Below are 26024 nucleotides of genomic sequence, written 5' to 3'. Positions count from 1 at the left end.
GCCATCCCGGAGTACCGCCAATGCTGATCCCCCACGACCTGCTCGAAGCCGACACCCTGAACAACCTGCTGGAAGACTTCGTCACCCGCGAAGGCACCGACAATGGCGACGAGACCCCGCTGGACGTGCGTGTAGAACGCGCCCGGCATGCCTTGCGGCGGGGCGAGGCGGTGATCCTGTTCGACCCGGAGAGCCAGCAGTGCCAGTTGATGTTGCGCAGCGAGGTGCCTGCGGAGCTGTTGCGCGACTGAGTCTCGGCATCGCCCCGCCTGGCGGGGCGGGTTCGCCGCCCTGCACACCCCGGAAACGCCGGACAGCGCCCCTGCTCCGCAGGGCGAATAGCCGCTCGCGGTCATCCGCCGCTCATCCGCGACATCGGCGGATAACGCCCATGGCGTTATTCGCCCTGCACACCCCGGAAACGCCGGACAGCGTCCCCGCTCCGTAGGGCGAATAACCGCTCGCGGTCATCCGCCGCTCATCCGCGACATCGGCGGATAACGCCCATGGCGTTATTCGCCCTACACACCCCGAAAAAGCCGGACAGCGCCCCTGCTCCGTAGGGCGAATAACCGCTCGCGGTCATCCGCCGCTCATCCGCGACATCGGCGGATAACGCCCATGGCGTTATCCGCCCTACACGCCCCGGAAACGCCGGACAGTGCCCCCGCTCCGTAGGGCGAATAACCGCTCGCGGTTATCCGCCGCTTATCCGCCGCCCCCTCACTCCTTCGCCCCACCCTCCTCCGTCTCCAACGCCGCCCTGGCGATGTTCCGGCTATGCGCGCCGAAATGCCCGATCAGTTCGATCAGTTGCGCGTTCAGCCCCGCATTGTCGTGGGCCTCGGGGCGTGGCTGGTTGCTCTCGCTGAAGTCCTGCGCGGCGGAGGCCGGGCGGGCGGCCAGCCATTCGCCGATGGCGGCGTCGAAGGCCGCGGCGTGGGCGTTCGACTCGGCGGCCACCACCTCGCGCAAGTAGGTCGGCGAATAGGCCGGATAGGCACCGTCGCGGCGGGTGTCGGCGTAGGCGTCGAGCATCGGCTGCGGGCGGCCGTCGCGGAGCAGTTGGCGCAGCCAGTCGAACTGGTATTTCTCCACCGCGGTATGGCGGTTCGCGACACGCTCGATGGCCGCCTGTTTTTCCTCCGGGTAGCCGAGCAATGCCTTGCCCTCCATCTGTAGCATCGCCGCCAGGCTGGCACCGGGCAGCGGCGTGGAGTGGTAGGGCTGGGTGATGTCCTGGATGTAGTGCATGCCCCAGCCAAGGAACCGGTAGCCCCAGTAGGGATGACCGTTGGCGAAGGCGAAGCGGGACAGGCCGAAGTACTGGTAGGCACGCCATTCCGGCCAGGCCCGGGCGAGGAACGGCGCGCCGCTGTAGATCACCGCCGCCTCGTGATAGAAGCCCATGTGGAACGGCGCCTGGGAGCTGAACTCGAAGCGCGGGTCGCCGAATGGCTGGGTGCCGAAGCCGTAGCGCTGGCCGGCTTCGCCGGGGTTGTCGCTGAACAGGTTGATGTCGTGGCCGTAGTCCGGTTCGTCGGCGGCGGTGGCCAGCACTGCCAGGGGCGCGACTCGCTCGCCGGGCTCCAGGCGGATGAAACGCCAAGCGGTCCACGGCGAGAGGTTCTGGAACACCAGCACCTCCTGTGGCTTGAGGTGCGGGCGCTGCGGCTGGTCCTGCCCGGGAAGCGGCTGGAGCGCCAGCGCCAGGCGGATCTCCGGGTTGACCCGCAGCGCCGCGAGGAACGCCTGACGCAAGTCGCCGGCCTCGCCCTCGGCAGCGAAGCGCAGGGCGTCCGGACGCGCCGGGTAGTTGCCGATATGCGCTCGGGCGTAGGCTTCCTGCTCGTCCAGCAGGGCGGCCAGTCCGCCGCGCTCGGCGGCGAGGAACGCCTCCAGCGACTCCACCTCGACTTCCGGCGCCTCGCGGATGGCCGCCAGCTCGCGCAATGCCAGGTAGCTGCCCACCGTATGGTTGGACCAGGCCCACAGGCTCGGCGAGACGACCCACGCCCCCAGCAGCAGGCAACGCAACAGCAACTTCATCGGCTTTTCGCTCTTGTCTCGACTCGGTGCCGGCAAGCCTACCAATGCGGGACACCCAGGGCACTGTCCTGCCTGGACATCGGAACTCTCCGATAGCGCCATCGGACCAATGTCTATCCACGCCGGGCCGGCCCCATGACCGCCATCAATGGCGCCCAGGCGCCAGGCGGCTAGACTTTCCCGACATCAGGCACGCTGATACAAGGCACCCATCTGATGCTCCAGTCCGTTTCGCCCAAGCACGACCTGCCCCTCAAACCCGAAGGCCAAGCGGCCAAGCCAGAACGCACCGGCACCTGGGCGCCGTTCTCGATCCAGGCCTTCCGCATCATCTGGATCTGCAACCTGTTCGCCAACCTCGGCACCTGGGCCCAGTCGGTGGCCGCCGCCTGGGTGGTCACCGACGCCCACGCCAGCCCGCTGATGGTGGCGATGATCCAGGTCGCCGCGGCACTGCCGCTGGTGCTGCTGTCGATCCTCTCCGGGGTCATCGCCGACAACCACGACCGGCGCAAGATCATGCTCTGGGGGCTCAGCTTCGAGATGACCGGAGCGATGTTCGCCACCCTGCTGGCCTTCCTCGGCTACCTCGACCCGGTGCTGCTGATCATCTCCATCCTCTGGATCTCCCTCGGCGGCTCGGTGACCATCCCGGCCTGGCAGGCGGCGGTCAACGAGCAGGTGCCGGCGCGCATGGTCAGCGACGCGGTGCTGCTCAACAGCGTCAACTACAACGTCGCCCGCGCCGCCGGCCCGGCCCTCGGCGGCCTGCTGCTGAGCGCGGTGGGACCGGCCTGGGTGTTCCTGTTCAACAGCTTCTGCTACATGGCCCTGATCTGGGCGATCTGGCAGTGGCGGCGCGACGTGCCCAAGCGCAGCCTGCCGCCGGAAGGCATCCTCGAAGGCGTCACCGCGGCGCTGCGCTTCACCCAGTACTCAACCGTCACCCGCCTGGTGATGATGCGCTCCTTCGCCTTCGGCCTCTCCGCCAGCGCGGTCTGGGCCCTGCTGCCGCTGCTGGCGCACCGCAACCCGGACGGCGACGCGGCGATCTACGGCTACATGCTCGGCGCCCTCGGCCTCGGCGCGATCCTCGGCAGCACCCAGGTCTCGCGTCTGCGCCAGCGGATCGGCAGCAGCCGGCTGATCAGCCTGGCCGGCTTCACCCTGGCGCTGATCCTGCTGACCCTCGGCCTGGTGGACAACCTCTGGGTCCTGTTCCCGGTGCTGATCCTCGGTGGCGGCTGCTGGATCGGCGCCCTCGCCACCTACAACTCGGCGGTGCAGATCCTCGTCCCCGACTGGATCAAGGCGCGCGCCCTGGCGCTGTACCAGACCGCGCTGTACGGTGGCCTGGCGCTGGGTTCGTTCCTCTGGGGCCATCTCGCCGAGACCATGACCGTGCACGGCGCGCTGCTGGCCGCCGGCTGCCTGCTGCTGGCCTCGGTGATCCTCCTGTACAACTCGCGCCTGCCGGAAATGGACGCCGCCAGTATTTCCCGCGCGCCGGCGAGCATGCCCGGGCAGCCGAGCTTCGTCTTCAACACGCGGCGGGGCATGGTGCTGGTCTCCATCGAATACCGGATTCCCGCCGAGCGCACCCGCGACTTCGTTCGCGCCGCCCAGCCGCTGCGCCGCCTGCGCCTGCGCAACGGCGCGGAGCGCTGGTCGCTGTTCCGCGACGTGAGCAACCCGGAGGTCTGGCAGGAACTGTTCCTGGTGGACAACTGGATCCAGCACCTGCGCATGCTCGACCGCATGACCCTGGCCGACAAGATCGTCATCGACAACGTCACCGCCCTGCATGCCGGCGACGGTCCGCCGCAGATCCGCCATTGCGTGAGCTACGAGGCCAGCAGCTACGATACGCCGCTGGTGAAGAGCGCCACGCCGCCGGCCAACGACGAGGCGGGCGCGACGGCGGGGAGCTGAGAACGGGGCCAGGCAGTCCCCCGGGGCGGACAGCGCCAGCGGCGTTATCCGCCATCCAACGCCGGCGCGGCGGATAACAGCAAACGGTTATCCGCCCTCCGAAGCGGTCGGCGGCGCGCGATCACTCCGCCGTCGGCTTCTTGCGCTTGAGCGGCGCCATGCCGTCGGCGCTGACCACCGCCGACGGCCCGGCCTTCGGCCGCGCGGCGGGCTTGCGCTTGGCCGCGGGCTTGGCGGCGGCGCCCTTCCTGTCCTGCTTTTTCTTCTTGCTGCCGGCGGCCTTGCCCGACGCCTTGAGTTTCTTCGGCCCCTGGTAGGCGGCCTTCAGTTCCTTGATGTTGCGTCGTTCGAAGTTCTGCTTGAGGTAGCGTTCGACGCTCGACATCAGGTTCCAGTCGCCATGGCAGATCAGCGAGATCGCCAGGCCCTCGGCGCCGGCGCGACCGGTCCGGCCGATGCGGTGCACGTACTCGTCGCCGCTGCGCGGCATGTCAAAGTTGATCACCAGGTCCAGGCCTTCGACGTCCAGGCCGCGTGCGGCGACGTCGGTGGCGACGAGGATCTTCACCGCGCCCTGCTTCAGGCGCTCGATGGCCAGCTTGCGGTCCTTCTGGTCCTTCTCGCCATGCAGGACGAAGACCTTGTGCTGGTTGGCGATCAGCCGCCCGGTCAGGCGATCGGCGGAGACCCGGGTATTGGTGAAGACGATGGCCTTGGTGTAGGTCTCGTTGCTCAGCAGCCATTGCAGCAACTGTTCCTTGTGCGCCACGTCGTCGGCGGTGATGACCTGCTGGCGGACATTCTCGTTCAGCTCGCCGACCTGGTTCAGGCGCAGCACTTGCGGCTCGCGCAGCACCTCGGCGATCACCTTGTTCAACCCGGCGCCGCTGTGGGTGGCGGAGAACAGCAGGGTCTGGCGCTCGGCCGGGCAGGCATTGGCCAGGGCCAGCACGTCGTCGGCGAAGCCCATGTCGAGCATGCGGTCGGCCTCGTCCAGCACCAGCACCTCGATGTCCTGCAACGGCAGGTTGCCGGCGTTGCGCTGCTCGAGCAGGCGGCCGGGGGTGCCGATGATGATCTCCGGGTTCTTGCGCAGGCGCGCGCCCTGCACCTTGAAGTCCTCGCCACCAGTGATCAGGCAGGCCTTGATGAAGGTGAACTGGGCGAAGCGCTCGACTTCCTTGAGGGTCTGCTGGGCCAGCTCGCGGGTCGGCAGGAGGATCAGCGCGCGCGCCAGGGAGCGCGGCTTGTCCTCGGCCAGCAGGCGGTGCAGCAGCGGCAGCAGGAAGGCCGCGGTCTTGCCGCTGCCGGTCTGCGCCGTGACCCGCAGGTCGTGCCCCTCCAGCGCCTTGGGAATGGCCGCGGCCTGGACCGGCGTCGGCTCGCTGAAGGACAGGCTTTCCAGTGCCTTCAGCAGGCGTTCGTGGAGGGGAAATTGGCTGAACAAGGGAGACCTCGGCATTGCACGTGAAAATGGACAGGTGCATAGCCTAACGGTTGCCGCGCCGGCGCGCAGGCTTTATTCGCGCGGCACGACGGCCAGTGCCGGCGTCGCAATCGGCTCGACGCCGGGTCGCCGCCAGGCAAGCACGGCGCGGGCGGCGATCGCAGACTCGTTCGACGCCCGCCGCCCAGAGGAACCAGGTCATGCCCGACGCGCCCGCATCCGCCGCCGAACGCCTCGAACGGCTGCCGCTGAGTCCATATCACCGACTGGTCTTCGTGATCATCGCGCTGGCGTTCTTCTTCGACTCGATGGACCTGGCGATGATGACCTTCCTGCTCGGCTCGATCAAAGCCGAGTTCGGGCTCGACTCGGCGCAGGCCGGGCTGCTGGCCAGCTCGAGCTTCTTCGGCATGGTGATCGGCGCGGCCCTGTCGGGCATGCTCGCCGACCGCTTCGGGCGCAAGCCGGTATTCCAGGCCAGCATCGTGCTCTGGGGCCTGGCCAGCTACCTGTGCTCCACCGCCGGCGACCTCGACAGCCTGACCTTCTACCGGGTATTGCTGGGGATCGGCATGGGGATGGAGTTTCCCATCGCCCAGTCGCTGCTGTCGGAGATGATCCCGGCCAGCCGCCGCGGCAAGTACATTGCGCTGATGGACGGCTTCTGGCCGCTGGGCTTCGTCGCTGCCGGCTGCCTGTCCTACTTCCTGCTGCCGCTGACCGGCTGGCGCAGCATTTTCCTGGTGCTGGCGCTGCCGGCGGTGTTCGTCCTCGCCATCCGCTTCCTGATTCCCGAGTCGCCGCGCTGGCTGGAGCAGGCCGGCCGGCGCGAACAGGCGGACCGGGTATTGCGCGACATAGAAGCACGGGTGATGCGTTCGCTGGGCCTGACCGAACTGCCGCCGCCGCTGCGCCAGCCGCAGCGGGAACGCAGCCGTCCGGGCTTCTTCAGCGCCTTCGCCGAGCTCTGGTCGCCAGCCTACCGGCGCCGCACCCTGACCGTCTGGGGCCTGTGGTTCTTCGCCCTGCTCGGTTTCTACGGCCTGACCTCCTGGCTCAGCGCGCTGCTCCAGCAATCCGGCTTCGCCGTCACCCAGTCGGTGTACTACACGGTGCTGATTTCGCTGGCCGGGATACCCGGCTTCCTCTGCGCGGCCTGGCTGGTGGAAAGCTGGGGCCGCAAGCCGAGCTGCGTGCTGATGCTCCTCGGCGGCGGCGCGATGGCCTACGCCTACGGCCAGACCGCGGTGTTCGGCGGCAGCCTGGCGCTGCTGATCGGCTTCGGCCTGGCCATGCAGTTCTTCCTGTTCGGCATGTGGGCGGTGCTCTACACCTATACCCCGGAACTCTATCCGACCTCCGCGCGCGCCACCGGCTCGGGCTTCGCCTCGGCGGTCGGGCGGATCGGCTCGCTGCTCGGCCCGCTGGTCACCGGGCTGGTCCTGCCGCTCACCGGCCAGGGCGGGGTGTTCACCCTCGGCGCCCTCTGTTTCGGCGTCGCCGCCCTGGTGGTCTGGGCCTTCGGCATCGAGACCCGCGGGCGCACCCTGGAGGAGCTTGCCGGCTGAGCCCGCGCGTCGGCGGAAAACCTTTGTAGACACGTCGGGGATGCGATCCGGCGCCCGATGGGGCACTCTTGGTTCCTTTGTGCGTTCCCGGCCCCCGCGTCGGGATCTCCGTTCAACCGCGGGGCCGGCCCGTCCCCCCGCCCGCTACAAAGGAAGTCGCCTGTCCATGGACTCCACATCCCTTCTCGACCAGCTCTCCGGGTACTGGTCGGCGCTCGACCAACACCCTATCCTGCACGCCGGCCTGGCCTTCGGCCTGCTGCTGGTGGGCGCCCTGATCCTCGGCCGGGTGGCCCGCTACATCGTCCTCTACGCCGCCAACCTGCTCGCCCGCCAGCCCGCGCTGCACTGGCTCGGCGACCTGATCCGCAACAAGGTGTTCCAGCGCCTGGCGCAAACCACGCCCTCGCTGCTGGTGCAATTCGGCCTGCCGTGGATCCCGGAGATGCCGGACAAGGCCGCGCACTTCCTCGGCAACCTGGCACTGGCCTTCACCGTGCTGTTCCTGATCCTCGCCCTCACCGCGCTGCTGAATGCCCTGCTGGACATCTACGCGCGTACCGAGCACGCCCGCACCCGCTCGATCAAGGGCTACGTGCAACTGGCGAAGATCGCCGTGTTCGTGTTCGGCGCGATCATCATCGTCTCGATCATCATCGACCGCTCGCCGCTCCTGCTGCTGTCCGGCCTCGGCGCGATGTCGGCGGTCCTCCTGCTGGTCTACAAGGACACCCTGATGTCCTTCGTCGCCAGCGTGCAGCTCACCAGCAACGACATGCTGCGAGTCGGCGACTGGATCGAGATGCCGCAGGTCGGCGCCGACGGCGACGTGGTGGACATCACCCTGTACACCGTGAAGGTGCAGAACTTCGACAAGACCATCGTCTCGGTGCCGACCTGGCGCCTGATGTCGGAGTCGTTCAAGAACTGGCGCGGCATGCAGCAGTCCGGCGGACGGCGGATCAAGCGGGCGATCTACGTCGACTCCAGCCAGGTGCGTTTCCTCGACGAGAAGGAAGAGCGGCGCCTGAGCCAGGTGCGCCTGCTCACCGAATACATGGCCCGCAAGCAGACCGAGTTGCAGGAGTGGAATGCCGCCAACGGCGGGGTCGCCCCGCTGGCCGCCAACCGCCGCCGGCTGACCAACATCGGTACGTTCCGCGCCTACGCCCTCGCCTACCTGCAGAACCATCCGGACATCCATCCGCACATGACCTGCATGGTCCGCCAGTTGCAGCCGACCGCCCAGGGCATCCCGCTGGAGATATACTGCTTCACCCGCACCACCGCCTGGGTCGACTACGAGCGCATCCAGGGCGACGTGTTCGACTACCTGCTGGCGGTGATGCCGGAGTTCGGCCTCGGCGCCTACCAGCAACCCAGCGGCCAGGACCTGCGCCAGGGGCTGCAGGGCATGCTCGAAGGGCGTGACGCCGAGGCCCGTTCGTTCGAGGCGTTGGCCGCACCGAGCCGCAGCGACGAAGCCACTGTCTGAAGCGAGGGGAGCGCCGTCCATGAAACCGCACCTGATCTACTACGTCGCCACCAGCCTGGACGGCTTCATCGCCCGTCCCGACGGTAGCGTCGACTGGCTCGACCGTTTCGCCGAGGGCGGCAACGACCATGGCTACAACGGCTTCTACCAGGGCATCGACGGGCTGCTGATGGGCCGCGGCACCTACGATATCGTGCGCGGCTTCGGCGACTGGCCGTATCCGGGCAAGCCCTGCCAGGTGCTCACCCGCAATCCCCGGGAGAGCGCGGTGGAAGGCGTCGAGTTGCGCCATGGCACGCCCCAGGAAGGCCTCGCACGCCTCGGCGAACAGGGCTGCCGGCGGGTCTGGCTGGCCGGCGGCGGCAGCCTCGCCGGTAGTTGCCTGGCGGCCGGGCTGCTCGACGAGGTGATCGTCAGCGTCATTCCGCAGCTGCTCGGCGCCGGCATCCCGCTGTTCGCCGGCGGCCGCGAGCGGCGCCTGCAACTGCTGGAACAACATGGCTACAACAGCGGCATCGTACAGATGCGCTACCAGGTGATCGCCGAGGACGACCCGCAATGACCGACAACCTGCTGAGCATTTCCGCCGCCTGCCTGTTCGACGACCAGGGCAACCTGTTGCTGGTGCGCAAGCGCGGCACCCAGGCCTTCATGCTCCCGGGCGGCAAGCGCGAGCCGGGCGAAACGCCCCTCGCCGCGCTACAGCGCGAACTGCTGGAGGAACTGCGCCTGCCGATGGGCGCCTCGACCTTCGAGCACCTCGGCAGCTTCCAGGCGCCGGCGGCCAACGAGGCGAACACCCGCGTCGATGCCGATATCTACGTCGCCCGCTTGCCCCACGCCGTCTGTGCGCAGGCGGAGCTGGAGGAACTGGCCTGGCTGGTCCCCGGCCAAGCGCAGCCGGACAATCTCGCGCCGCTGCTGCGCGATCATGTCCTGCCGGCCCTGGCGCGGCGCGCGGCGGAAAACCCGGAAACCCAGGCCGAACACCGGACGCGCCCCGATCATGTGCGCTAGCGCTAGCGCTACCGTTAACGAAAAAGGCCACCTCGGGGTGGCCTTTTCGCGTTCTCGCACCGATCGCGCGGAATATCGGCGGTTAACGCCTCTCCCCCGTGCGCAGCCTGCGGCTGAGCCTCAGAACGAAGTCCGGCGGTAGGCACGGTAGCGCGGGAACCAGAAGTTCGCCTCGATGGCGTCGTTCAGTACCTCGTCGCTGGTATGCAGGGCCTTGCCCTCGGCCTGGGCCTGCTTGGCCACGGCGACGGCGATGCGCTTGCTGACCTCGCGGATGTCGCCCAGCGCCGGCAACACGGCGCCCTCGCCCTGGGTAACGATCGGCGAGCAGTTGGCCAGGGCGTTGGCCGCGGCCATCAGCATGCCTTCGGTGACCCGGTTGGCCCGCGCGGCGATCACCCCCAGGCCGATGCCGGGGAAGATATAGGCGTTGTTGCACTGGGCGATGGGAATCCGCTTGTCGCCCACCTGCACCGGTTGGAACGGGCTACCGGTGGCGACCAGCGCCTGGCCGTCGGTCCAGTTGAGGATTTCCTGCGGAGTCGCCTCGACCCGCGAGGTCGGGTTGGACAGCGGCATCACCAGCGGCTGCTTGCAATGGCTGTGCAGCTCACGGATGACCTCTTCGGAAAACAGCCCGCGCTGCCCGGAGACGCCGATCAGCACCGTCGGCCGGGCATTGCGGATCACTTCCAGCAACGCCAGGTCGTCGCCCTGCTGGCCGCCCCAGGCACCGAGATCGGCGCGCTTCTGCGCCAGGCGGTGCTGGAAGTCGAGCAGGTTGCTCATGTCGTCGGTGAGCAGGCCCCAGCGGTCGACCATGAAGATGCGCCGACGCGCCTGGGCCTCGTCCAGGCCCTCCAGTTGCATGGCGGCGATGATCTGTTCGGCGATGCCGCAACCGGCGGAGCCGGCGCCGACGAAGGTCACGGTCTGCTCGCTGAGCTTCTCGCCCTTGGCCTTGCAAGCCGCCAGCAGGGTGCCCACGGCCACCGCGGCGGTGCCCTGGATGTCGTCGTTGAAGCAGCACAGCTCGTCCTTGTAGCGCTCCAGCAACGGCATGGCATTGGTCTGGGCGAAGTCCTCGAATTGCAGCAGGACGTTGGGCCAGCGGCGCTTGATCGCCTGGATGAACAGGTCGACGAACTCCTCGTACTGCGCCCCGCTCACCCGCTCGTGGCGCCAGCCCATGTACATCGGGTCGTTGAGCAGGTCCGGGTTGTTGGTGCCGACGTCCAGCACCACCGGCAGGGTGTAGGCCGGGCTGATACCGCCGCAGGCGGTGTACAGCGACAGCTTGCCGATCGGGATGCCCATCCCGCCGATGCCCTGGTCGCCGAGGCCGAGGATCCGCTCGCTGTCGGTGACCACCACGATCTTCACGTTGTTCTTGGTGGCGCTGCGCAGGATGTCGTCGATCCGCTCGCGGTCCGGGTAGGAGATGAACAGGCCGCGGTGGGTCCGGTAGATCTTCGAGAACTCCTGGCAGGCCTGGCCGACCGTGGGGGTGTAGATGATCGGCATCATTTCTTCCAGGTGCTCCTCGAGCAGGCGGAAGAACAGGGTCTCGTTGTTGTCCTGGATCGAGCGCAGGAAGATGTGGCGGTCCAGATCGGTGTTGCACAGGTTGTACTGGCTGTAGGCGCGCTCGGTCTGCTCCTCGATGGTCTCGATGTTGTGCGGCAGCAGGCCCTGCAGGTTGAAATCGATGCGTTCCTGGGTACTGAACGCGCTGCCTTTGTTCAGCAGCGGCATCTCCAGCAGCGATGGGCCGGCATGGGGAACGTACAAGGGACGCTTGGCTGTTTCGGTCATATCTGGACTCGCTTCTACGGGCTTCACTCGGGTACGGGGAACACGAACATACCCCCGGCGCAGAGGCTTTCCAAGGCCACGGCGAACAACAGGTCATTGCCGGACCCGCAAGTATCGCCACTTGCACGGCGAAACCGGCGCGTCACATCCGGAACCGATCATTCGACGAATGGTCAGAAGGCCGGCGTCAAAATAGGTCACAATAGCCGCCGCTTTCGTAGGGGAATACGCTGGGAACGCCGATGAGTCCCCGATTTTCCTTCGTGAAGCCCGTTATCGCCGGGACAACCTGAATGCATCCAGGCCCGGAAGCAGTTGGCCGTTTCGTTTGACGGCCTGGTCGGAAGAGTCAGGAGGGCTCGTTCCGGTCACCCAGAAGACACTCCGATGAACAGAGAGTAACCACGAACCAGCGGAAGCCTGGACCGTTATTCACGCACGCGAAGACATGCCGAAATGCGTTCACCCTTTTTGACATGCCTGTCTGTAGGCTTCGCGGCCCTTCTGGCCGCCCTCTCGACGCCCAGCCTGGCTTCCAACCAGGTCACCCACACCTTCAAGCCGTCGAAGAATTCCACCCTGTCGCCCAGCCGGGTCGTCAGCACCCGCCAGTCCGCCAACCGCTCGGTGGTCGCGGCCGCCGCTTCCGAAGTCACCGACCGCGCCTTCAGCATGATCGGCACCCCCTACCGCTGGGGCGGCACCACGCCGAAGAAAGGCTTCGATTGCAGCGGCCTGGTCAACTATGTGTTCCAGGACGTCGACGACGTCGACCTGCCGCGGACCGCCCGCGCCATCTACAACATGGACAACAACAAGGTCTCCCGCGGCAAGCTGCAACCGGGCGACCTGGTGTTCTTCCGGATCCGCAGCCGCAGCGTCGACCACGTCGGCATCTACGTCGGCAACGACCGCTTCGTGCATGCGCCGCGGCGCGGCAAGAAGGTCCGCGTCTCCGACCTCAACAGCAGCTACTGGAAACGCCACTACCTGGCCGGCAAGCGCATCCTGCCGACCACCCTCGCCCAGGTCGAAAGCACCCGCAAGCGCTGATTCCGGCGCCTGCGGCTCGCTCAGATGCCCCGCCGCGCCTGTTTCCTCAGCAGGCGCGCGCTGTCCCAGCCGGTCAACAGCACCGCCAGCCAGATCGGCGCGTAGGTCCATAGCTGCTCGGGACGGAACGCCTCGCCGAGGAACAGTACCGCCACCAGGAACAGCAGCACCGGTTCGACGTAGCTGAGAATCCCGAACAGCCCCATCGGCAGCAGCCGGCTGGAAGCCATCATCGCGCCGAAGGCCAGGGCGCTGATCAGCCCCAGCATCGGCAGCAGCAGCCACAGGCGCGGCGCCTCGCGGAAGGCCTGGCTCTCGTCGCCCAGCCAGTACAGCGCGGCCAACGCCAGCGGCAGCAGGAAGAGCATCTCGAAGACGAACCCGGACAGCGCGTCCACGCCCATCCTGCGCCGCAGCATGAAGTACGGGGGATAGCCCAGCGCGGTGACCAGGGAGACCCAGGAGAACGCGCGGGTCAGCCAGAACTCGTGGAGCACCCCGGCCAGCGCGCAGGCCACGGCGATAGCCTGCAGCGGCGTCAGGCGCTCGCCGTAGAACACCCGCCCCACCAGCACCATCACCAGCGGCAGGAGGAAGTAGCCCAGCGACAGTTCAAGGGTTTTCCCGGCCAACGGCGCCCAGATGAAGATGCCCCATTGCAGCAGCATCATCGCCGCGGTCAGCGGGAAGCAGGCCAGCAGCCAGGGCTCGGCGAACAGCCGGCACCAGGCGGCGCGCAGGGTCGGCCACTGGCGGGTGGCGACGACCAGCAGGAATACCATCGGGATCGACCAGACCACCCGATGCGCCACCACCTGCAGGCTGTCCAGCGGCTCCAGCAGGTGGACGTAGCCCGGCAGGGTAACGAACAGCACCGAGGCGGCCAGCGACAGCAGCACGCCCTGTCCGGAAATCCTCATGCACGCACCTCGCGCCGGCCGAGCCGGTTGACCCACAGCGAAGCGACGATCACCGCGCCGCCCAGGGCCAGGCGCGGCAGGTCGGCGTGCTGGTTCCAGATCAGCAGGTTGAGCAGCAACCCGACCGGCACGTGCAGGTTGTTCATCACCGCCAGGGTACCGGCGTCCACCTCGGTGGCGCCCTTGTTCCACCAGAACTGGCCGAGGGCGGTGGCCAGCAGCCCCATCCATACCAGTACGCCCCATTGCAGCTCGCCGGCCGGCAGGCGCTGCGGATCGCCGAACAGCAGCCAGGCAGGCAACGCCACCAGCAGCGCGCCAACGAAGAAATAACCGAAGCGCTGGCGCTGCGGCAGCTCGGACGGGTACTTGCGCACCAGGCGCTTGTACAGCACCTGGCCGGCGGCGAAGGTGGCGTTGGCCAGTTGCAGCAGCAGGAAGCCCTGGAGGAACTCGCCGGTGATCCCGTCGTAGCGGATGATCGCCGCGCCCAGCACCGCCACCAGCGCGGCGGCCAGGGCCCAGAAGTTGAAGCGGCGGTTGAGCAGGTCGTCGAACAGGGCCACGTGGACCGGCGTCAGCACGGTGAACAGCAGCACCTCGGGCACCGTCAGCACGTTGAAGCTCAGGTACAGGCAGACGTAGGTGATGCCGAACTGCAGCGCGCCGACCAGCATCACCCCGCCGACGAAACGCGGTTCGACGCCGCGCCAGCGGGTCAGCGGGAGAAACACCAGGCCAGCGAGAAGGACCCGGGTAAGCACGGCGAAGTAGCTGTCGACCTGGCCGGCGAGGTACTCGCCGATCAGGTTGAAGGAGAACGCCCAGAGGACGGTGACGAACAGTAGATAACGCATGGACCAGGCACCAGGATGGGGCGCCGACCATAACGTTTTTGCCGCCGCCAAGGAAGGCCGCGCGGGCCCTGTATTACTTGCCGTGCGCGGTGGGCCAGCGGTATTCGAGCCAGTGCTCCATGCGCTGGCGCAACAAGCCGCTCTGCTCGGCGATGTGCAGCCACTGGTCGACGTAGCGCTTGAAGGCCTCGTCGCGCGGCAGCAGGTAGGCCTTCTCGGCGAAGTCGAAGGGTTGCTGCGGATGCACGGCGCAGAGTTCCGGGTGCAGACGCGACTGCAGGCGGGCCTCGATGGCGTCGGTCATCATCAGGTCGGCCTTGCCGTCGACGATCTGCTGGAAGATCGTCACGTTGTCCGGATGCACCAGGATCCGGGCCTTCTTCAGGTTCGCCCGGGCGAACTTCTCGTTGGTGCCGCCGGGGTTGACGATGGCCGTCACGCCCGGCTGGTCGATCTGCTCCAGGGTCTGGAAACGCGCTTCTTCGCTACAGAGGGTGATCGGCGTCTTGCCGTCGCGCAGGTAGGGAATCGAGAAATACGCCTGGCGCTGGCGCTCCAGGTTGATCGAGATGCCGCTCATGGCGATGTCGAAGCGGTCGTCGGCGAAATCGCGCATCAGGTTCGGCCAACTGGTCGGCACCACTACCAGCTTGGCCCCCAGGCTCTCGGCCAGGCGCTGCGCCATGTCCACGTCGAAACCGGCGTAACCGCCCTCTTCCGTGCGGTAGCTGAAGGGCTTGTAGTCGCCAGTGGTGGCGACGCGCAGCACGCCGCTTTCGAGGATGCGGTCGAGGCGGCTCTCCTGCGCCTGGAGGCTGGCGCTGGCCAGCAGCGCAAGGCAGGCCAGGGCCTGGACGAGATGGCGGAATGACTTCGGCATGGCGACTCCTCGGGATGGCGGACCGCAGAGAGACTACGCAAGTCGGCAGCCGCGGCCAAATCCCGGAATGCAGGGGAACGCCCGATGACGCCGGGGCGCGGGCCGAGCATGCGGCAGGAGAAGCGGAAAAAAGTGCGCGAAATGGCTGACGACCTCACACCGCCATCGACAGCGGTACGCCCTGCAGCCATTCCGGGTGGTAGCGCAGCAGCATCTCCAGGCCGCGCTCCTGGTAGGCCGGGAAGCTGATCGCGACCAGCGTCTCGCCCTTGACCTTCTGCGGCGGGCCGAGGCGCTGGAGGATCACGCCGTTGCGAACGAAATAGCGCTCCATGGCCGTGGTGGTCACCGCCACCACCGAACTGGCGCCCAGGTACCAGGCGCATTGCAGGCTGGACCAGAATATCTTCATCGCCAGTTGCGGATCGTCCGCCGCGCTGGCGGCGTAGCGCGAAAGCTCCCATACCGACGGATCGCTGGGCGGGGTTTCGCTGCACAGGTAGGCGAAGACTTCCTTGAGCAGGTAGGCGTCGGTCGTCGGCAACAGGCGGGCACAACCGCAGATACCCTGGCGGCCCATGGCGACGATGTAGCGGGTTTGCGGATGGTCGAACTGGTCGAACTCCTGGTCGCGGACCCTGGAGGTGGAGACCACGTCCCAGCCCAGCTTCTCGATGAAGACCTGATGCCGGTAGCGTCCCAGCTCGGCGATCATGGCGGCGGAAAGCCCTTCCAGCGATTCAGAGAGCAATTCGATCATGACCAAGTCCCCGTGTCGTGCCGGCCGAGAAAAAAAGGCGGCATCCCTACCCTGATACTCCTGGGCCCTCTCAGTCGGAGGACATACCAGCACACACATGAGGGGGAAGACTAAAGGAGGATGAACGGCAGGCAACCTGCCAGATCTGGTAGGGCGCGCCGGCCGGCGCGCCCTGCGCTTCAGATGAGGCCCAGCGCCGCGGCGTAGGCGGCAGCCAGCGTCTTGTTCGGCGCGTCGAACTTCTTCTGGATGTTCTTGTGGTGGAAGTTCACCGTGCTCTCGGAGATGCTCAGGATGATGGCGATTTCCCCGGAGCTCTTGCCGTCGGCGGTCCATTGGAGGATCTCGCGTTCGCGATGGCTCAGGCAGACCGGGTTGGACATCAGCATCGGATGCTCCAGGTCGGTCAGCTTCTGGGTCAGCAACTCGATCATGCAACGCAGCCGCAGGCGTATTTCCTCGCGCTCGAAGCTGGAGATGTTCTGCTGGTCGCGCGCCACGGAAAGCACGCTGAGCAAATTGTTCGGCGCGCGGATCGGCAGGGTCGCGCCGACACAGAGGCCCCAATCGCGAGCCTCGTTCCAGAGCATCCGGCTCTGGTCGAACAGGCTGTCGCTCCAGACCACCATTTCCGAGGAGCGCAGGCCGTTGAGGATCGCCGGATCCACGGCCCCGTAGTTCTGCATCTGGTATCGCTCCAGCCAGGCCTTGGGATAGGTGCCATGGACCTCGGTCTTCGGCCGGGTGAAGGGAATCGTATGGCGCACGCCATAGGCGTAGTAATCGAAGCCCAGGCGCCGCACTTCCTTTTCCAGGACGGCGAACACGCCCTGGCTGTCGTGGATCGGCTGCATCTCGCTACGCAAACCGTCCCACCACAGCAAAAAGCCTCCGTCATTCCTCATTGCAGTAAGCCCTGATCGATAAAATGCATCACAGCAGAATTGGCCCGGGGTATGACGCTGTCAAGCGCGCAGCCTTGCCGATACGGCAAAATCATGGCAACCCTATCTGTTATGCCAGCACCGTTCAGGACGCAGCCTTCAGCCATCGCGCATCCCCCTCCCTATGACAACGTTCGACCACCTGGGCCGCTTTACCGCAAGCGATACTGTGCGGTTGTGACAATTCCATGAAACGCCGACAGGCCGCCGCCATGGCCGGGTCCTCGAGCAAGCGCCACAGCGCCCCGCGCAACTCCTGCTCGCGCAACGGCACGCCCAGGCGCATCCCGCAGCCGAGCCGGACCAGCCGTTCGGCATTGTCGAACTGGTCGTGGGCGCAGGGCAGCAGCACCTGCGGCACCCCCGCCGCCAAGGCCAGGCTCATGGCGCCGATACCGCCCGGATGGACCAGCCCGGCGCACGATGGCAGCAAGGCTCCCAGTGGCGCGTAGGCGCGCTGCAGCACGTGGTTCGGCAAGCCGCGCAGCGGTTCCTGGCCGGCGCCGGTGAGGAAGATCCCACGCGCGCCGAGGCGTTCCAGCGCGCGCAGGGCCATGGCGTAGAAGTCGCCCTGCAGGTGTTCGGTCGAGCCCTGGGTGAACACCAGCGGCCGGTTGCCCTGATCGAGAAAGCGTTGCAGTTCGTCGTCGAGCGGGGTTCCCGGGATACTGCCGTCGAACAGCGGGAAGCCGGTCATGTGCAGGGGTTGCGGCCAATCCTGCTGGGGTGGCGCGAACCAGGCCGGGAACAGGCAGACCACGCCCTGCGGCGAATGCATCCATTGGGTGAAGATGCGCTTCACCGGCGTTTCCAGGCCGACCTTGCGGCGCACCGCGTTGATCTCCGGCGCGCAGGTGCGATCCAGCTTGAAGCGCTCGATGCAGCGCCAGAGCAGCTTGCGCATCGCCAGCGGCATCTGCTCGGGCACGTTGAACTTGGGGTGTACCGGCGGCAGGTGCGCCGACAGCAAGGTCGATGGCGAGACCTGCGTGGACAGGTAGGGAATCCCGTACTTCTCGTGAGCGATGCGTGCGCCCAGCGCCCAGAGCGAGCCGACCACCACGATGTCGTCATGGCGCTGCGCCGAGACGTACTCGTAGACCGGCTCGATCATCCCGGCGATGGCTTGCCAGAGCACGCCGAAGGACGTCTTGGGGTCCCACAGGCGCGGATCGCCCATGGTCCGGCGGTAGGTCAGTTCGTCGCTCAGCGGGACGAACGCGATGCCGTGCTGCTCCACCGCGTCGCGAAACACCGGGATGGTGCAGAGGCTCACGCGGTGCCCGCGCAATTTCAGGGTCCGGGCCAGGCCGATGAAGGGAAATACGTCGCCGGCCGAGCCGATGGCGATGAGGATGGCGTGCATGGGGCTACTCCGTGCGTTATGCAACCGCAAAGCCCGGCCAGGCCGGGTCTTCGCAGGTCAAGGGTTCAGGCGTAGCCGATGGCCATCTCGTGGAATCCCGCCGCGCGTTCCGCCCGCTGCGGCTCCGGTTGCTTCAGCAGGTGCTCGAGCAGGGCGCGGTGCACGCGTACCGCGGCCAGCTTGGACTCCAGGTCGAGGAAATGCCCGGTGCCCTCCACCCGCGAGAAACTGCAGTGCGGCAGGTAGTCGCGGAACTGGCGGGCGTCCTCGGCGGTGGTGTATTCGTCCCAGCTGCCGTTGATGAAATGCACGTGGCTCTGGATCCGCTCCAGGCAAGCCAGGTAGCCCCGATCGTTGAGCGCCAGCACCTGGTCGATGTGAAAGCGCGCCTGCTCGTATTCGCCGGTGGCCAGCGAAGCCATGTGCTGATGGTTGCTGGCTTTCAGGCGCGGCGGCAGGTATTTGCCGACGGTCTCGTTGAGCAGATGGCCGATCGCCGACTTGTCGTCCAGCTCGATCAGCGCCTGCGCCCGCCCGACGTAGTCGAGCATCGCCTGGTTCAGTCCAGGGGCGAATGCCATCACCACCGAGCTGCGGATGCCGCGCGGATTGCGCGACAGCGCCAGCAGCGTGGAGATACCGCCCCAGGACGCGGAGACCAGGTGATTGACCTCGAAGCGCTCGATCAGCGCCAGGAGGATTTCCACCTCGTCGTCCTTGGTGATCAACCCGCGCTGCGGGTTGTGCTGACGCGACTGCCCGGCGAAGGGCAGGTCGAACAGCACCACGTTGAAATGTTCGGCCAGGCACTTGCAGGTCCGGGCGAACGAGGCGGTGGTCGCCATCGCGCCGTTGACCAGCATCACCGTGCTGCGCCCGGGATCCTGCCCAACGCGCTCGACATGTACCCGCAGGCCCTTGCAAACCGATACCAACAGACTTTCGCGCCGCATTTCACACCTCCCAAAAATTTTCGAACAGGCAAACAGCTATCGCTGCCACGGGTATCCCGGCATTACGTAGAGTTCGTTCTTGTTGTTCGAACGGCAGACAAGTAACTCAGCGGCCATCCGCGCGGACCAGCCACGGCGGATGCGTACCCCTTCAGGCGAGGGGCTTGTGTGGGTCTTGCAGATCGGCCTGCGCAAACGATTGGCGTCCGTGTTCACGCGTAGCCGATGAACACTTTTTAGCCAATTCGAAAGCTAACGGTAACTGCCAGATTTCACAGGACGGGCGGCCGCCTGCGCATAAGCCCCTGCCCGCCCGCGATAAGGCGTGCCAGAGCGGCCGGCGGGGAACAGCGAGGGGTTGGCGGAAAAGGCATGAAAAAACCGGGCGCCAGGCCCGGTTTCCGGTGTCGAAACGCTCTGGCGTCAGGCTTTTGGCAGGGTCACGCCGCGCTGGCCCTGGTATTTGCCGCCACGGTCCTTATAGGACACTTCGCAGGCCTCGTCGGATTGCAGGAAGAGCATCTGCGCCACGCCTTCGTTGGCGTAGATCTTCGCCGGCAGGTTGGTGGTATTGGAGAACTCGAGGGTCACATGGCCTTCCCACTCCGGCTCCAGCGGGGTGACGTTGACGATGATGCCGCAACGCGCGTAGGTGCTCTTGCCCAGGCAGATGGTCAGGACGTCGCGCGGGATGCGGAAGTACTCGACGGTGCGCGCCAGAGCGAAGGAGTTCGGCGGGATGATGCAGACGTCGCTGTTGATGTCGACGAAGCTTTTCTCGTCGAAGTTCTTCGGATCGACCACCGCCGAATGGATGTTGGTGAACACCTTGAATTCGGCGGCGCAGCGCACGTCGTAGCCGTAGCTGGACACCCCGTAGGAAATCACCCGGCTGTCGTCCGCGCCGCGCACCTGGCGCTCGACGAACGGCTCGATCATGCCGTGCTCCTGAGCCATGCGGCGAATCCACTTGTCCGATTTGATGGTCATGGAGGGTGTCCTGTCGAAAGCTGCGAAAAATGATCGCGAATCTTACCGGGGCCGCCGCCCCAGGGCAAAGGCAGCCGTCGCCGACGGCTGCCCGAGCGCCTCAGTCGTCGCTGATGCTGATGTTCGGCAGGCCGACGCTGGCCCGCTCGCTGAGAACGATGCGCGCGCCGACATGGCGGGCGATTTCCTGGTAGAGCATCGCCAGTTGGCTTTCCGGGTCGGCGATCACCGTCGGCCGGCCGCTGTCGGCCTGGGTGCGGATGGCGATCGACAGCGGCATGGACGCCAGCAGCTCGACGCCGAACTGCGCCGCCAGCTTCTCGCCGCCGCCCTCGCCGAACAGGTGCTCGGCATGGCCGCAGTTGGAACAGATATGCACCGCCATGTTCTCCACCACGCCGAGCACCGGGATGTTCACCTTGCGGAACATCTCCACGCCCTTCTTCGCGTCGAGCAGCGCCAGGTCCTGCGGGGTGGTGACGATCACCGCGCCGGCCACCGGCACCTTCTGCGCCAGGGTCAGCTGGATGTCGCCGGTGCCCGGCGGCATGTCCACCACCAGGTAGTCGAGGTTGTCCCAGGCGGTCTGGGTGATCAGTTGGATCAGGGCACCGGAGACCATCGGCCCGCGCCAGACCACCGGCGTGCTGTCGTCGGTGAGGAAGGCCATCGACATCACCTGCACCCCGTGCGCCTCCAGGGGCTCGAACCACTTCTGCTCACGGACCTTCGGCCGGGTGCCTTCCGGCAGGCCGAACATGATGCCCTGGCTGGGTCCGTAGATGTCCGCGTCGAGGATGCCCACCCGCGCACCCTCGCGGGCCAAGGCCAGGGCCAGGTTGGCGGCGGTGGTGGACTTGCCGACGCCGCCCTTGCCGGAAGCCACCGCGACGATGTTCTTCACGTTGCCCATCACCTCGACCTGCGGCTGTGCCTTGTGCGGCTGGATCACGCAGTCGACCCGGACCTCGGCGCGAGCGACGCCGTCGAGCGCCTCCAGGGCCATTTGCAGGGTTTGCGCCAGGCCGTTCCTGAACAGCCCGGCGGCGTACCCCAGTTCCAGGCGCACCCGCACGCGGTCGCCCTGGATCTCCACCTCGCGCAGGCAGCCGGCGCTGACGGGGTCCTGGTTCAGATAGGGGTCCTGGTACTGGCGGAGGGTGGCTTCCACCGTTTGGCGAGTGATAGCGGACATGGGGGATTTCCTGAGGGTTAAGCGGGGAATCGATGCCGGTCATCCTACCCGAGTGGCGCGCGGATGAAAAAAAACCGCCGCTTCTTTATAGTGACCGATCCGTTTAGCTCTCAGCCGATAAGCCGAACCCATGTCCGAACCACGCAAGATCCTCGTTACCAGCGCCCTCCCCTACGCCAACGGTTCCATTCACCTGGGACACATGCTGGAGTACATCCAGACGGACATGTGGGTGCGCTTCCAGAAGATGCGTGGCAACCAGGCCATCTACGTCTGCGCCGACGACGCCCACGGTTCGGCGATCATGCTCCGCGCCGAGCGCGAGGGCATCACCTCCGAGCAACTGATCGACGCCGTGCGCGCCGAGCACATGGGCGACTTCGCCGACTTCCTGGTGGACTTCGACAACTACCACTCGACCCACTCGGAAGAGAACCGCGAGCTGTCCAGCGCGATCTACCTGAAACTGCGCGACGCCGGGCACATCGACACCCGCCCGGTGACCCAGTACTTCGACCCGGAAAAGCAGATGTTCCTCGCCGACCGCTTCATCAAGGGCACCTGCCCGAAGTGCGGCACCGCCGACCAGTACGGCGACAACTGCGAGGCCTGCGGCGCGACCTACGCCCCGACCGAACTGAAGGACCCGAAATCGGCGATCTCCGGCGCCACCCCGGTGCTCAAGGAATCGCTGCACTACTTCTTCAAGCTGCCGGACTTCGAGGCCATGCTCAAGCAATGGACCCGCAGCGGCGCCCTTCAGGAGTCGGTGGCCAACAAGCTCGCCGAGTGGCTGGACAGCGGCCTCCAGCAGTGGGACATCTCGCGCGACGCGCCGTACTTCGGCTTCGAGATTCCCGACGCTCCCGGCAAGTACTTCTACGTCTGGCTGGACGCGCCGATCGGCTACATGGCCAGCTTCAAGAACCTCTGTACGCGGCGTCCCGAGCTGGACTTCGACGCGTTCTGGGGCAAGGACTCCAGCGCCGAGCTGTACCACTTCATCGGCAAGGACATCGTCAACTTCCACGCGCTGTTCTGGCCGGCCATGCTCGAAGGCGCCGGCTACCGCAAGCCGACCGCGCTGAACGTGCACGGCTACCTGACTGTGAACGGCCAGAAGATGTCCAAGTCGCGCGGCACCTTCGTCAAGGCGCGCACCTACCTCGACCACCTGGACCCGGAATACCTGCGCTACTACTACGCCTCCAAGCTCGGCCGCGGCGTCGAGGACCTCGACCTGAACCTCGAGGACTTCGTGCAGAAGGTCAACTCCGACCTGGTCGGCAAGGTCGTCAACATCGCCAGCCGCTGCGCCGGCTTCATCCACAAGGGCAACGCCGGCGTGCTGGTCGGCGCCGATCCTGCGCCGGAGCTGCTCGCCGCCTTCCGCGAGGCCGCACCGGGCATCGCCGAGGCCTATGAGGCCCGCGACTTCAATCGCGCCATGCGCGAGATCATGGCCCTCGCCGACCGCGCCAACGCCTGGATCGCCGAACAGGCGCCCTGGGCGCTGGCCAAGCAGGAAGGCCAGCAGGACAAGGTCCAGGCCGTCTGCGGCCTGGGCATCAACCTGTTCCGCCAGTTGGTGATCTTCCTCAAGCCGGTGCTGCCGAAGCTGGCCGCCGCCGCCGAAGCCTTCCTCAACGTCGCCCCGCTGACCTGGGCCGACCACCGGACCCTGCTGGCCAACCACCAACTGAACCCGTTCCAGCCCCTGATGACCCGTATCGAGCCCGCGAAAGTAGAAGCCATGATCGAAGCCTCCAAGGAAGACCTCGCCGCCGCCGCATCCCAACCCGCCGGCAACGGCGAGCTGGTCAAGGAACCCATCGCCGCGGAGATCGACTTCGACGCTTTCGCCGCGGTCGACCTGCGCATCGCCCTGATCGAGAAGTGCGAATTCGTCGAAGGCGCCGACAAGCTGCTGCGCCTGTCGCTGGACATCGGCGACGCGAAGCGTAACGTGTTCTCCGGGATCAAGAGCGCGTATCCCGACCCGAGCGCCCTGGAAGGCCGCCTGACGCTCTATGTGGCCAACCTGGCGCCGCGCAAGATGAAGTTCGGGGTGTCCGAGGGCATGGTCCTGGCCGCCGGCCCAGGTGGCGAGGAGATCTACCTGCTGAGTCCGGACAGCGGAGCCAAGCCGGGCCAGCGCGTCAAGTAACGCAGACCACGAAGCCATGGAGGGCTCGATAGAATGAACGCATGGAAGCTTGCCGCCGGCGTCCTGCTGGCGGCGCTCTACGGATGCTCCGCCGAACACGCCGAAAGCGTCTCCGGCAATGCCGGTTTCCAGGGCGAGACGGGCAAACCCGGCACCGCCCTCGCCTACGAACACCGCGTCGGCATCCGCCTTCCCGCCGCGCGTATCGACGCGCAACTCGCCGCCAGCCGCGACGCCTGCAACAGCGAGCGCTTCGGCCAGTGCGACGTGCTCGCCATCGAACAACGCGGCGGTATCGGCCATTACGCCGAACTCACCGTGCGCATCGTCCCGGACGGCGTGGAGAAGCTGGTCGCGGCCGCTGCCGAGAGCGGCACGCTGGAAAGCCGGCAGACCCGCGCCGAGGACCTGGCCCAGGCGGTCGCCGACACCCGCCAGCAACGCGAGCGCCTGCAACGCGAGTACCAGACCCTGCAGCAATACCAGGGGCGCAAGGACATGAGCGTCGGCGACCTGCTGGCCCTGGCCAAGGAAATCGCCGCGGTGGAAGCCCAACTGGCCGACAACGCCCAGGCCGGCGCCCAGCAGCAGCGGCGCATCGCTACCAACCTGCTGACCCTGAGCTTCAGCAGCGAGGCGCAGCCGGACAGCCGCCTCGGCCAGCTCGCCACGGCCGCCGGGCAACTGCTCGACGACCTTGTCGATGGCACCATCGCCGCAATGAAGTTCTTCGCCTACAGCCTGCCGTTCCTCGTCGTGCTGCTGCCGCTGGGCCTGTTGCTGCGCGGCCTGTGGCGCTGGTTGCGGCGGCCCGGCAAGAACGAGGCGCGCTGAGCCCAGGCATACGGGCGGACCGGGAGGGTCCGCTCTTTCGCCCAGGACCGCCTGACGGGCCTGGCAACTCACAAGGAGGAAGACCGATGACCGCCACCAGCGACCTGATCGAGTCACTGATTTCCTATAGCTGGGACGACTGGCAGGTGACCCGCCAGGAAGCCCGCCGGGTGATCGCCGCGATCCGCAACGACAACGTGCCCGATGCGACCATCGCCGCACTCGACAAGAGCGGCTCGCTGATCAAGCTGTTCCAGCGGGTGGGCCCGCCGGAACTGGCGCGCTCGCTGATCGCCAGCATCGCCGGGCGCACCACCATGCAGCGCTACCAGGCACGCAATGCCTTGATCCGCAGCCTGATCAACAATCCCCTGGGCACCCAGACCGACAACTGGATCTACTTCCCCACCATCACCTTCTTCGACATCTGCGCCGACCTCGCCGACGCCGCTGGCCGCCTGGGCTTCGCCGCGGCCGGCGCCACCGGGGTGGCCAGCCAGGCGATCCAGGGTCCGTTCAGCGGGGTCGGCGCCACCGGCGTCAATCCGACCGACCTGCCGTCCATTGCCTTCGGCGACCAGCTCAAGCTGCTCAACAAGGACCCGGCGACCGTCACCAAGTACAGCAACCCGCTCGGCGACCTGGGCGCCTACCTGAGCCAGCTTTCGCCGCAAGACAAGCTGAACCAGGCACAGACGCTGGTCGGCCAGCCGATCAGCACGCTGTTCCCCGACGCCTATCCGGGCAACCCGCCGTCGCGGGCCAAGGTCATGTCCGCGGCCGCGCGCAAGTACGACCTGACGCCGCAACTGATCGGCGCGATCATCCTCGCCGAGCAGCGTGACCAGACTCGCGACGAAGACGCCAAGGACTATCAGGCGGCAGTCAGCATCAAGAGCGCCAACACCTCCATCGGCCTCGGCCAGGTAGTGGTCTCCACCGCGATCAAGTACGAGCTGTTCACCGACCTGCTCGGCCAGCCGGTGCGCCGCGGCCTGTCGCGCAAGGCGGTCGCCACCCTGCTGGCTTCCGACGAATTCAACATCTTCGCCACCGCCCGTTACATCCGCTACGTCGCCAACCTCGCGTCGCAACAGGACCTGCGCAAGCTGCCGAAGACCCGCGGCGCATTTCCCTCCATCGATCTCCGCGCCTACGCCGGCAATCCGCGCAACTGGCCGCGGGACAATGTCCGCGCGCTGGCCTCGGAATACACCTCGCGGCCCTGGGACGACAACCTGTCGCCGGGCTGGCCGATGTTCGTCGACGATGCCTACGCCACCTTCCTCGACCCTGGAATGAGGTTCCCATGAAGACAGTCGCCCTGATTCTCGCCAGCCTCGCCCTGCTGGCCTGCACCGCGGAGTCCGGGGTGGACTTCGACAAGACCCTGACCCACCCGAACGGGCTGGTGGTGGAGCGCCCCGTCGGCTTCGACGCGCGGCGCAGCGCCGAGGGCTTCCGCTTCGACGAAGGCGGCAAGCTGCGCAACCCACGCCAACTGGAGGTCCAGCGCCGGGACGCGCCGCCCCCGACCGACCTGGCGAGCAGGCGCCTGGGCGACGGCGAGGCGCGCTACAAGGTAGAGGAAGACGACGGCGGCTCCGCAGGCAGCGAATACCGCCTGTGGGCAGCCAAGCCGGCGGGCGCGCGGTGGATCGTGGTCAGCGCCAGCGAGCAGAGCGAGGATGGCGAACCGACCTTCGCCCTGGCCTGGGCGCTGCTGGAGCGGGCCAGGTTGCAGTGAGCGCGACCCCGGGAGACGCAACGGCAGTCCGTCTC

At 66.9% G+C, this 26024-nt stretch carries 23 protein-coding genes; 11 read left to right on the top strand and 12 right to left on the bottom strand.

The features are described from left to right. Positions 1 to 20: 20 nt before the first annotated feature. On the top strand, positions 21 to 251 hold the full coding sequence (locus AC1RB9_RS07600) for a YheU family protein (protein ID WP_003091959.1): 231 nt from the start codon (positions 21 to 23) through the stop codon (positions 249 to 251). A gap of 472 nt (positions 252 to 723) precedes the next feature. On the opposite strand, the gene AC1RB9_RS07595 is transcribed toward AC1RB9_RS07600, so the two are convergent. Further along, positions 724 to 2049 carry a phospholipase C/P1 nuclease family protein gene (locus AC1RB9_RS07595; RefSeq protein WP_003453529.1) on the bottom strand — a complete coding sequence of 442 codons (1326 nt, stop codon included), beginning with the start codon at positions 2047 to 2049 and terminating at the stop codon, positions 724 to 726. Between the two features lie 216 nt (positions 2050 to 2265). On the opposite strand from AC1RB9_RS07595, the gene AC1RB9_RS07590 reads away from it, so the two are divergent. Continuing rightward, on the top strand, positions 2266 to 3981 hold the full coding sequence (locus tag AC1RB9_RS07590) for an MFS transporter (RefSeq protein ID WP_003103747.1): 1716 nt from the start codon (positions 2266 to 2268) through the stop codon (positions 3979 to 3981). A gap of 121 nt (positions 3982 to 4102) precedes the next feature. On the opposite strand, the gene AC1RB9_RS07585 is transcribed toward AC1RB9_RS07590, so the two are convergent. After that, positions 4103 to 5443: a DEAD/DEAH box helicase gene (locus AC1RB9_RS07585; protein WP_003122185.1), complete on the bottom strand. Its 1341-nt coding sequence runs from the start codon at positions 5441 to 5443 to the stop codon at positions 4103 to 4105. Between the two features lie 185 nt (positions 5444 to 5628). Here AC1RB9_RS07585 and AC1RB9_RS07580 point away from each other — a divergent pair, with 185 nt between their 5' ends. The 4 genes from AC1RB9_RS07580 (at position 5629) to AC1RB9_RS07565 (ending at position 9508) form a co-directional block, all read left to right on the top strand. Beyond that, positions 5629 to 6996 (top strand): MFS transporter, encoded by a 1368-nt coding sequence (locus tag AC1RB9_RS07580; protein ID WP_003113893.1) that lies wholly within the window; start codon positions 5629 to 5631, stop codon positions 6994 to 6996. Positions 6997 to 7162: 166 nt separating this feature from the next. Beyond that, positions 7163 to 8491 (top strand): mechanosensitive ion channel family protein, encoded by a 1329-nt coding sequence (locus AC1RB9_RS07575; protein ID WP_003103754.1) that lies wholly within the window; start codon positions 7163 to 7165, stop codon positions 8489 to 8491. A gap of 19 nt (positions 8492 to 8510) precedes the next feature. Next, on the top strand, positions 8511 to 9053 hold the full coding sequence (locus AC1RB9_RS07570; RefSeq protein WP_003119560.1) for a dihydrofolate reductase family protein: 543 nt from the start codon (positions 8511 to 8513) through the stop codon (positions 9051 to 9053). After that, a complete protein-coding gene (locus tag AC1RB9_RS07565) occupies positions 9050 to 9508 on the top strand; it encodes an NUDIX hydrolase (protein WP_003113894.1) in 459 nt (152 codons plus the stop codon). The genes AC1RB9_RS07570 and AC1RB9_RS07565 overlap by 4 nt, the downstream gene beginning before the upstream one ends. A 120-nt stretch (positions 9509 to 9628) precedes the next feature. Here the strand turns inward: AC1RB9_RS07565 and AC1RB9_RS07560 are convergent, their stop codons facing one another. Beyond that, positions 9629 to 11323 (bottom strand): NAD-dependent malic enzyme, encoded by a 1695-nt coding sequence (locus AC1RB9_RS07560; protein ID WP_003103761.1) that lies wholly within the window; start codon positions 11321 to 11323, stop codon positions 9629 to 9631. A gap of 456 nt (positions 11324 to 11779) precedes the next feature. Between AC1RB9_RS07560 and AC1RB9_RS07555 the strand changes: the two genes are divergently transcribed. Further along, positions 11780 to 12376, top strand: a complete 597-nt coding sequence (locus tag AC1RB9_RS07555) for a C40 family peptidase (RefSeq protein WP_003103763.1) — start codon at positions 11780 to 11782, stop codon at positions 12374 to 12376. A gap of 20 nt (positions 12377 to 12396) precedes the next feature. Here the strand turns inward: AC1RB9_RS07555 and rarD are convergent, their stop codons facing one another. The 9 genes from rarD to apbC form a co-directional block, all read right to left on the bottom strand. Continuing rightward, positions 12397 to 13296, bottom strand: a complete 900-nt coding sequence (rarD, locus tag AC1RB9_RS07550) for an EamA family transporter RarD (RefSeq protein WP_003453536.1) — start codon at positions 13294 to 13296, stop codon at positions 12397 to 12399. Beyond that, the gene (locus AC1RB9_RS07545; protein WP_003092000.1) at positions 13293 to 14153 is read right to left on the bottom strand and encodes a carboxylate/amino acid/amine transporter; all 861 of its coding nucleotides are present in this window, start codon (positions 14151 to 14153) and stop codon (positions 13293 to 13295) included. Before AC1RB9_RS07545 ends, rarD begins: the two co-directional genes overlap by 4 nt. A 73-nt stretch (positions 14154 to 14226) precedes the next feature. Beyond that, positions 14227 to 15033, bottom strand: a complete 807-nt coding sequence (gene pheC, locus AC1RB9_RS07540) for a cyclohexadienyl dehydratase (RefSeq protein WP_003092003.1) — start codon at positions 15031 to 15033, stop codon at positions 14227 to 14229. 154 nt (positions 15034 to 15187) lie between these two features. Continuing rightward, a complete protein-coding gene (rhlI, locus tag AC1RB9_RS07535; RefSeq protein ID WP_003111059.1) occupies positions 15188 to 15793 on the bottom strand; it encodes an acyl-homoserine-lactone synthase RhlI in 606 nt (201 codons plus the stop codon). Positions 15794 to 15972: 179 nt separating this feature from the next. Continuing rightward, positions 15973 to 16698, bottom strand: a complete 726-nt coding sequence (gene rhlR, locus AC1RB9_RS07530; protein ID WP_003119559.1) for a quorum sensing system transcriptional regulator RhlR — start codon at positions 16696 to 16698, stop codon at positions 15973 to 15975. A gap of 124 nt (positions 16699 to 16822) precedes the next feature. Beyond that, positions 16823 to 18103, bottom strand: a complete 1281-nt coding sequence (locus AC1RB9_RS07525; RefSeq protein ID WP_003453539.1) for a glycosyltransferase — start codon at positions 18101 to 18103, stop codon at positions 16823 to 16825. Positions 18104 to 18168: 65 nt separating this feature from the next. After that, entirely contained in the window at positions 18169 to 19056 is an 888-nt protein-coding gene (rhlA, locus tag AC1RB9_RS07520; protein WP_003092013.1) for a 3-(3-hydroxydecanoyloxy)decanoate synthase, read from the bottom strand. A 423-nt stretch (positions 19057 to 19479) separates the two neighbouring features. Then, positions 19480 to 20046, bottom strand: coding sequence for a dCTP deaminase (gene dcd, locus AC1RB9_RS07515; protein WP_003092017.1), 567 nt, complete (start codon positions 20044 to 20046; stop codon positions 19480 to 19482). Positions 20047 to 20146: 100 nt separating this feature from the next. Further along, the gene (apbC, locus tag AC1RB9_RS07510) at positions 20147 to 21241 is read right to left on the bottom strand and encodes an iron-sulfur cluster carrier protein ApbC (protein ID WP_003092020.1); all 1095 of its coding nucleotides are present in this window, start codon (positions 21239 to 21241) and stop codon (positions 20147 to 20149) included. Positions 21242 to 21371: 130 nt separating this feature from the next. Here apbC and metG point away from each other — a divergent pair, with 130 nt between their 5' ends. From metG to tsi3, 4 genes are all read left to right on the top strand, one after another. Next, positions 21372 to 23408: a methionine--tRNA ligase gene (metG, locus tag AC1RB9_RS07505; protein WP_003453544.1), complete on the top strand. Its 2037-nt coding sequence runs from the start codon at positions 21372 to 21374 to the stop codon at positions 23406 to 23408. Between the two features lie 33 nt (positions 23409 to 23441). Next, positions 23442 to 24242, top strand: a complete 801-nt coding sequence (locus AC1RB9_RS07500) for a DUF4349 domain-containing protein (RefSeq protein ID WP_003453552.1) — start codon at positions 23442 to 23444, stop codon at positions 24240 to 24242. An 86-nt stretch (positions 24243 to 24328) separates the two neighbouring features. Beyond that, entirely contained in the window at positions 24329 to 25555 is a 1227-nt protein-coding gene (tse3, locus tag AC1RB9_RS07495; RefSeq protein ID WP_003092026.1) for a type VI secretion system effector muramidase Tse3, read from the top strand. After that, positions 25552 to 25989, top strand: coding sequence for a T6SS effector muramidase immunity protein Tsi3 (gene tsi3, locus AC1RB9_RS07490; RefSeq protein WP_003117529.1), 438 nt, complete (start codon positions 25552 to 25554; stop codon positions 25987 to 25989). The genes tse3 and tsi3 overlap by 4 nt, the downstream gene beginning before the upstream one ends. Positions 25990 to 26024: the final 35 nt, after the last annotated feature.

This window comes from Pseudomonas sp. 20-5 (genome assembly GCF_056782835.1).
This window is presented reverse-complemented; position numbering and strand designations above follow the sequence as displayed.

Excerpts from the sequence above, each read along its gene's own strand:
- AC1RB9_RS07525 (WP_003453539.1), bottom strand. The coding sequence starts at position 18,103 with ATGCACGCCATCCTCATCGCCATCGGCTCGGCCGGCGACGTATTTCCC.
- rhlA (WP_003092013.1), bottom strand. The coding sequence starts at position 19,056 with ATGCGGCGCGAAAGTCTGTTGGTATCGGTTTGCAAGGGCCTGCGGGTA.
- AC1RB9_RS07500 (WP_003453552.1), top strand. The coding sequence starts at position 23,442 with ATGAACGCATGGAAGCTTGCCGCCGGCGTCCTGCTGGCGGCGCTCTAC.
- AC1RB9_RS07580 (WP_003113893.1), top strand. The coding sequence starts at position 5,629 with ATGCCCGACGCGCCCGCATCCGCCGCCGAACGCCTCGAACGGCTGCCG.
- AC1RB9_RS07600 (WP_003091959.1), top strand. The coding sequence starts at position 21 with ATGCTGATCCCCCACGACCTGCTCGAAGCCGACACCCTGAACAACCTG.
- tsi3 (WP_003117529.1), top strand. The coding sequence starts at position 25,552 with ATGAAGACAGTCGCCCTGATTCTCGCCAGCCTCGCCCTGCTGGCCTGC.
- dcd (WP_003092017.1), bottom strand. The coding sequence starts at position 20,046 with ATGACCATCAAATCGGACAAGTGGATTCGCCGCATGGCTCAGGAGCAC.
- AC1RB9_RS07590 (WP_003103747.1), top strand. The coding sequence starts at position 2,266 with ATGCTCCAGTCCGTTTCGCCCAAGCACGACCTGCCCCTCAAACCCGAA.
- tse3 (WP_003092026.1), top strand. The coding sequence starts at position 24,329 with ATGACCGCCACCAGCGACCTGATCGAGTCACTGATTTCCTATAGCTGG.
- AC1RB9_RS07595 (WP_003453529.1), bottom strand. The coding sequence starts at position 2,049 with ATGAAGTTGCTGTTGCGTTGCCTGCTGCTGGGGGCGTGGGTCGTCTCG.
- AC1RB9_RS07565 (WP_003113894.1), top strand. The coding sequence starts at position 9,050 with ATGACCGACAACCTGCTGAGCATTTCCGCCGCCTGCCTGTTCGACGAC.
- rhlI (WP_003111059.1), bottom strand. The coding sequence starts at position 15,793 with ATGATCGAATTGCTCTCTGAATCGCTGGAAGGGCTTTCCGCCGCCATG.
- AC1RB9_RS07575 (WP_003103754.1), top strand. The coding sequence starts at position 7,163 with ATGGACTCCACATCCCTTCTCGACCAGCTCTCCGGGTACTGGTCGGCG.
- metG (WP_003453544.1), top strand. The coding sequence starts at position 21,372 with ATGTCCGAACCACGCAAGATCCTCGTTACCAGCGCCCTCCCCTACGCC.
- AC1RB9_RS07560 (WP_003103761.1), bottom strand. The coding sequence starts at position 11,323 with ATGACCGAAACAGCCAAGCGTCCCTTGTACGTTCCCCATGCCGGCCCA.
- AC1RB9_RS07545 (WP_003092000.1), bottom strand. The coding sequence starts at position 14,153 with ATGCGTTATCTACTGTTCGTCACCGTCCTCTGGGCGTTCTCCTTCAAC.
- rhlR (WP_003119559.1), bottom strand. The coding sequence starts at position 16,698 with ATGAGGAATGACGGAGGCTTTTTGCTGTGGTGGGACGGTTTGCGTAGC.
- pheC (WP_003092003.1), bottom strand. The coding sequence starts at position 15,033 with ATGCCGAAGTCATTCCGCCATCTCGTCCAGGCCCTGGCCTGCCTTGCG.
- AC1RB9_RS07555 (WP_003103763.1), top strand. The coding sequence starts at position 11,780 with ATGCGTTCACCCTTTTTGACATGCCTGTCTGTAGGCTTCGCGGCCCTT.
- AC1RB9_RS07585 (WP_003122185.1), bottom strand. The coding sequence starts at position 5,443 with ATGCCGAGGTCTCCCTTGTTCAGCCAATTTCCCCTCCACGAACGCCTG.
- AC1RB9_RS07570 (WP_003119560.1), top strand. The coding sequence starts at position 8,511 with ATGAAACCGCACCTGATCTACTACGTCGCCACCAGCCTGGACGGCTTC.
- apbC (WP_003092020.1), bottom strand. The coding sequence starts at position 21,241 with ATGTCCGCTATCACTCGCCAAACGGTGGAAGCCACCCTCCGCCAGTAC.
- rarD (WP_003453536.1), bottom strand. The coding sequence starts at position 13,296 with ATGAGGATTTCCGGACAGGGCGTGCTGCTGTCGCTGGCCGCCTCGGTG.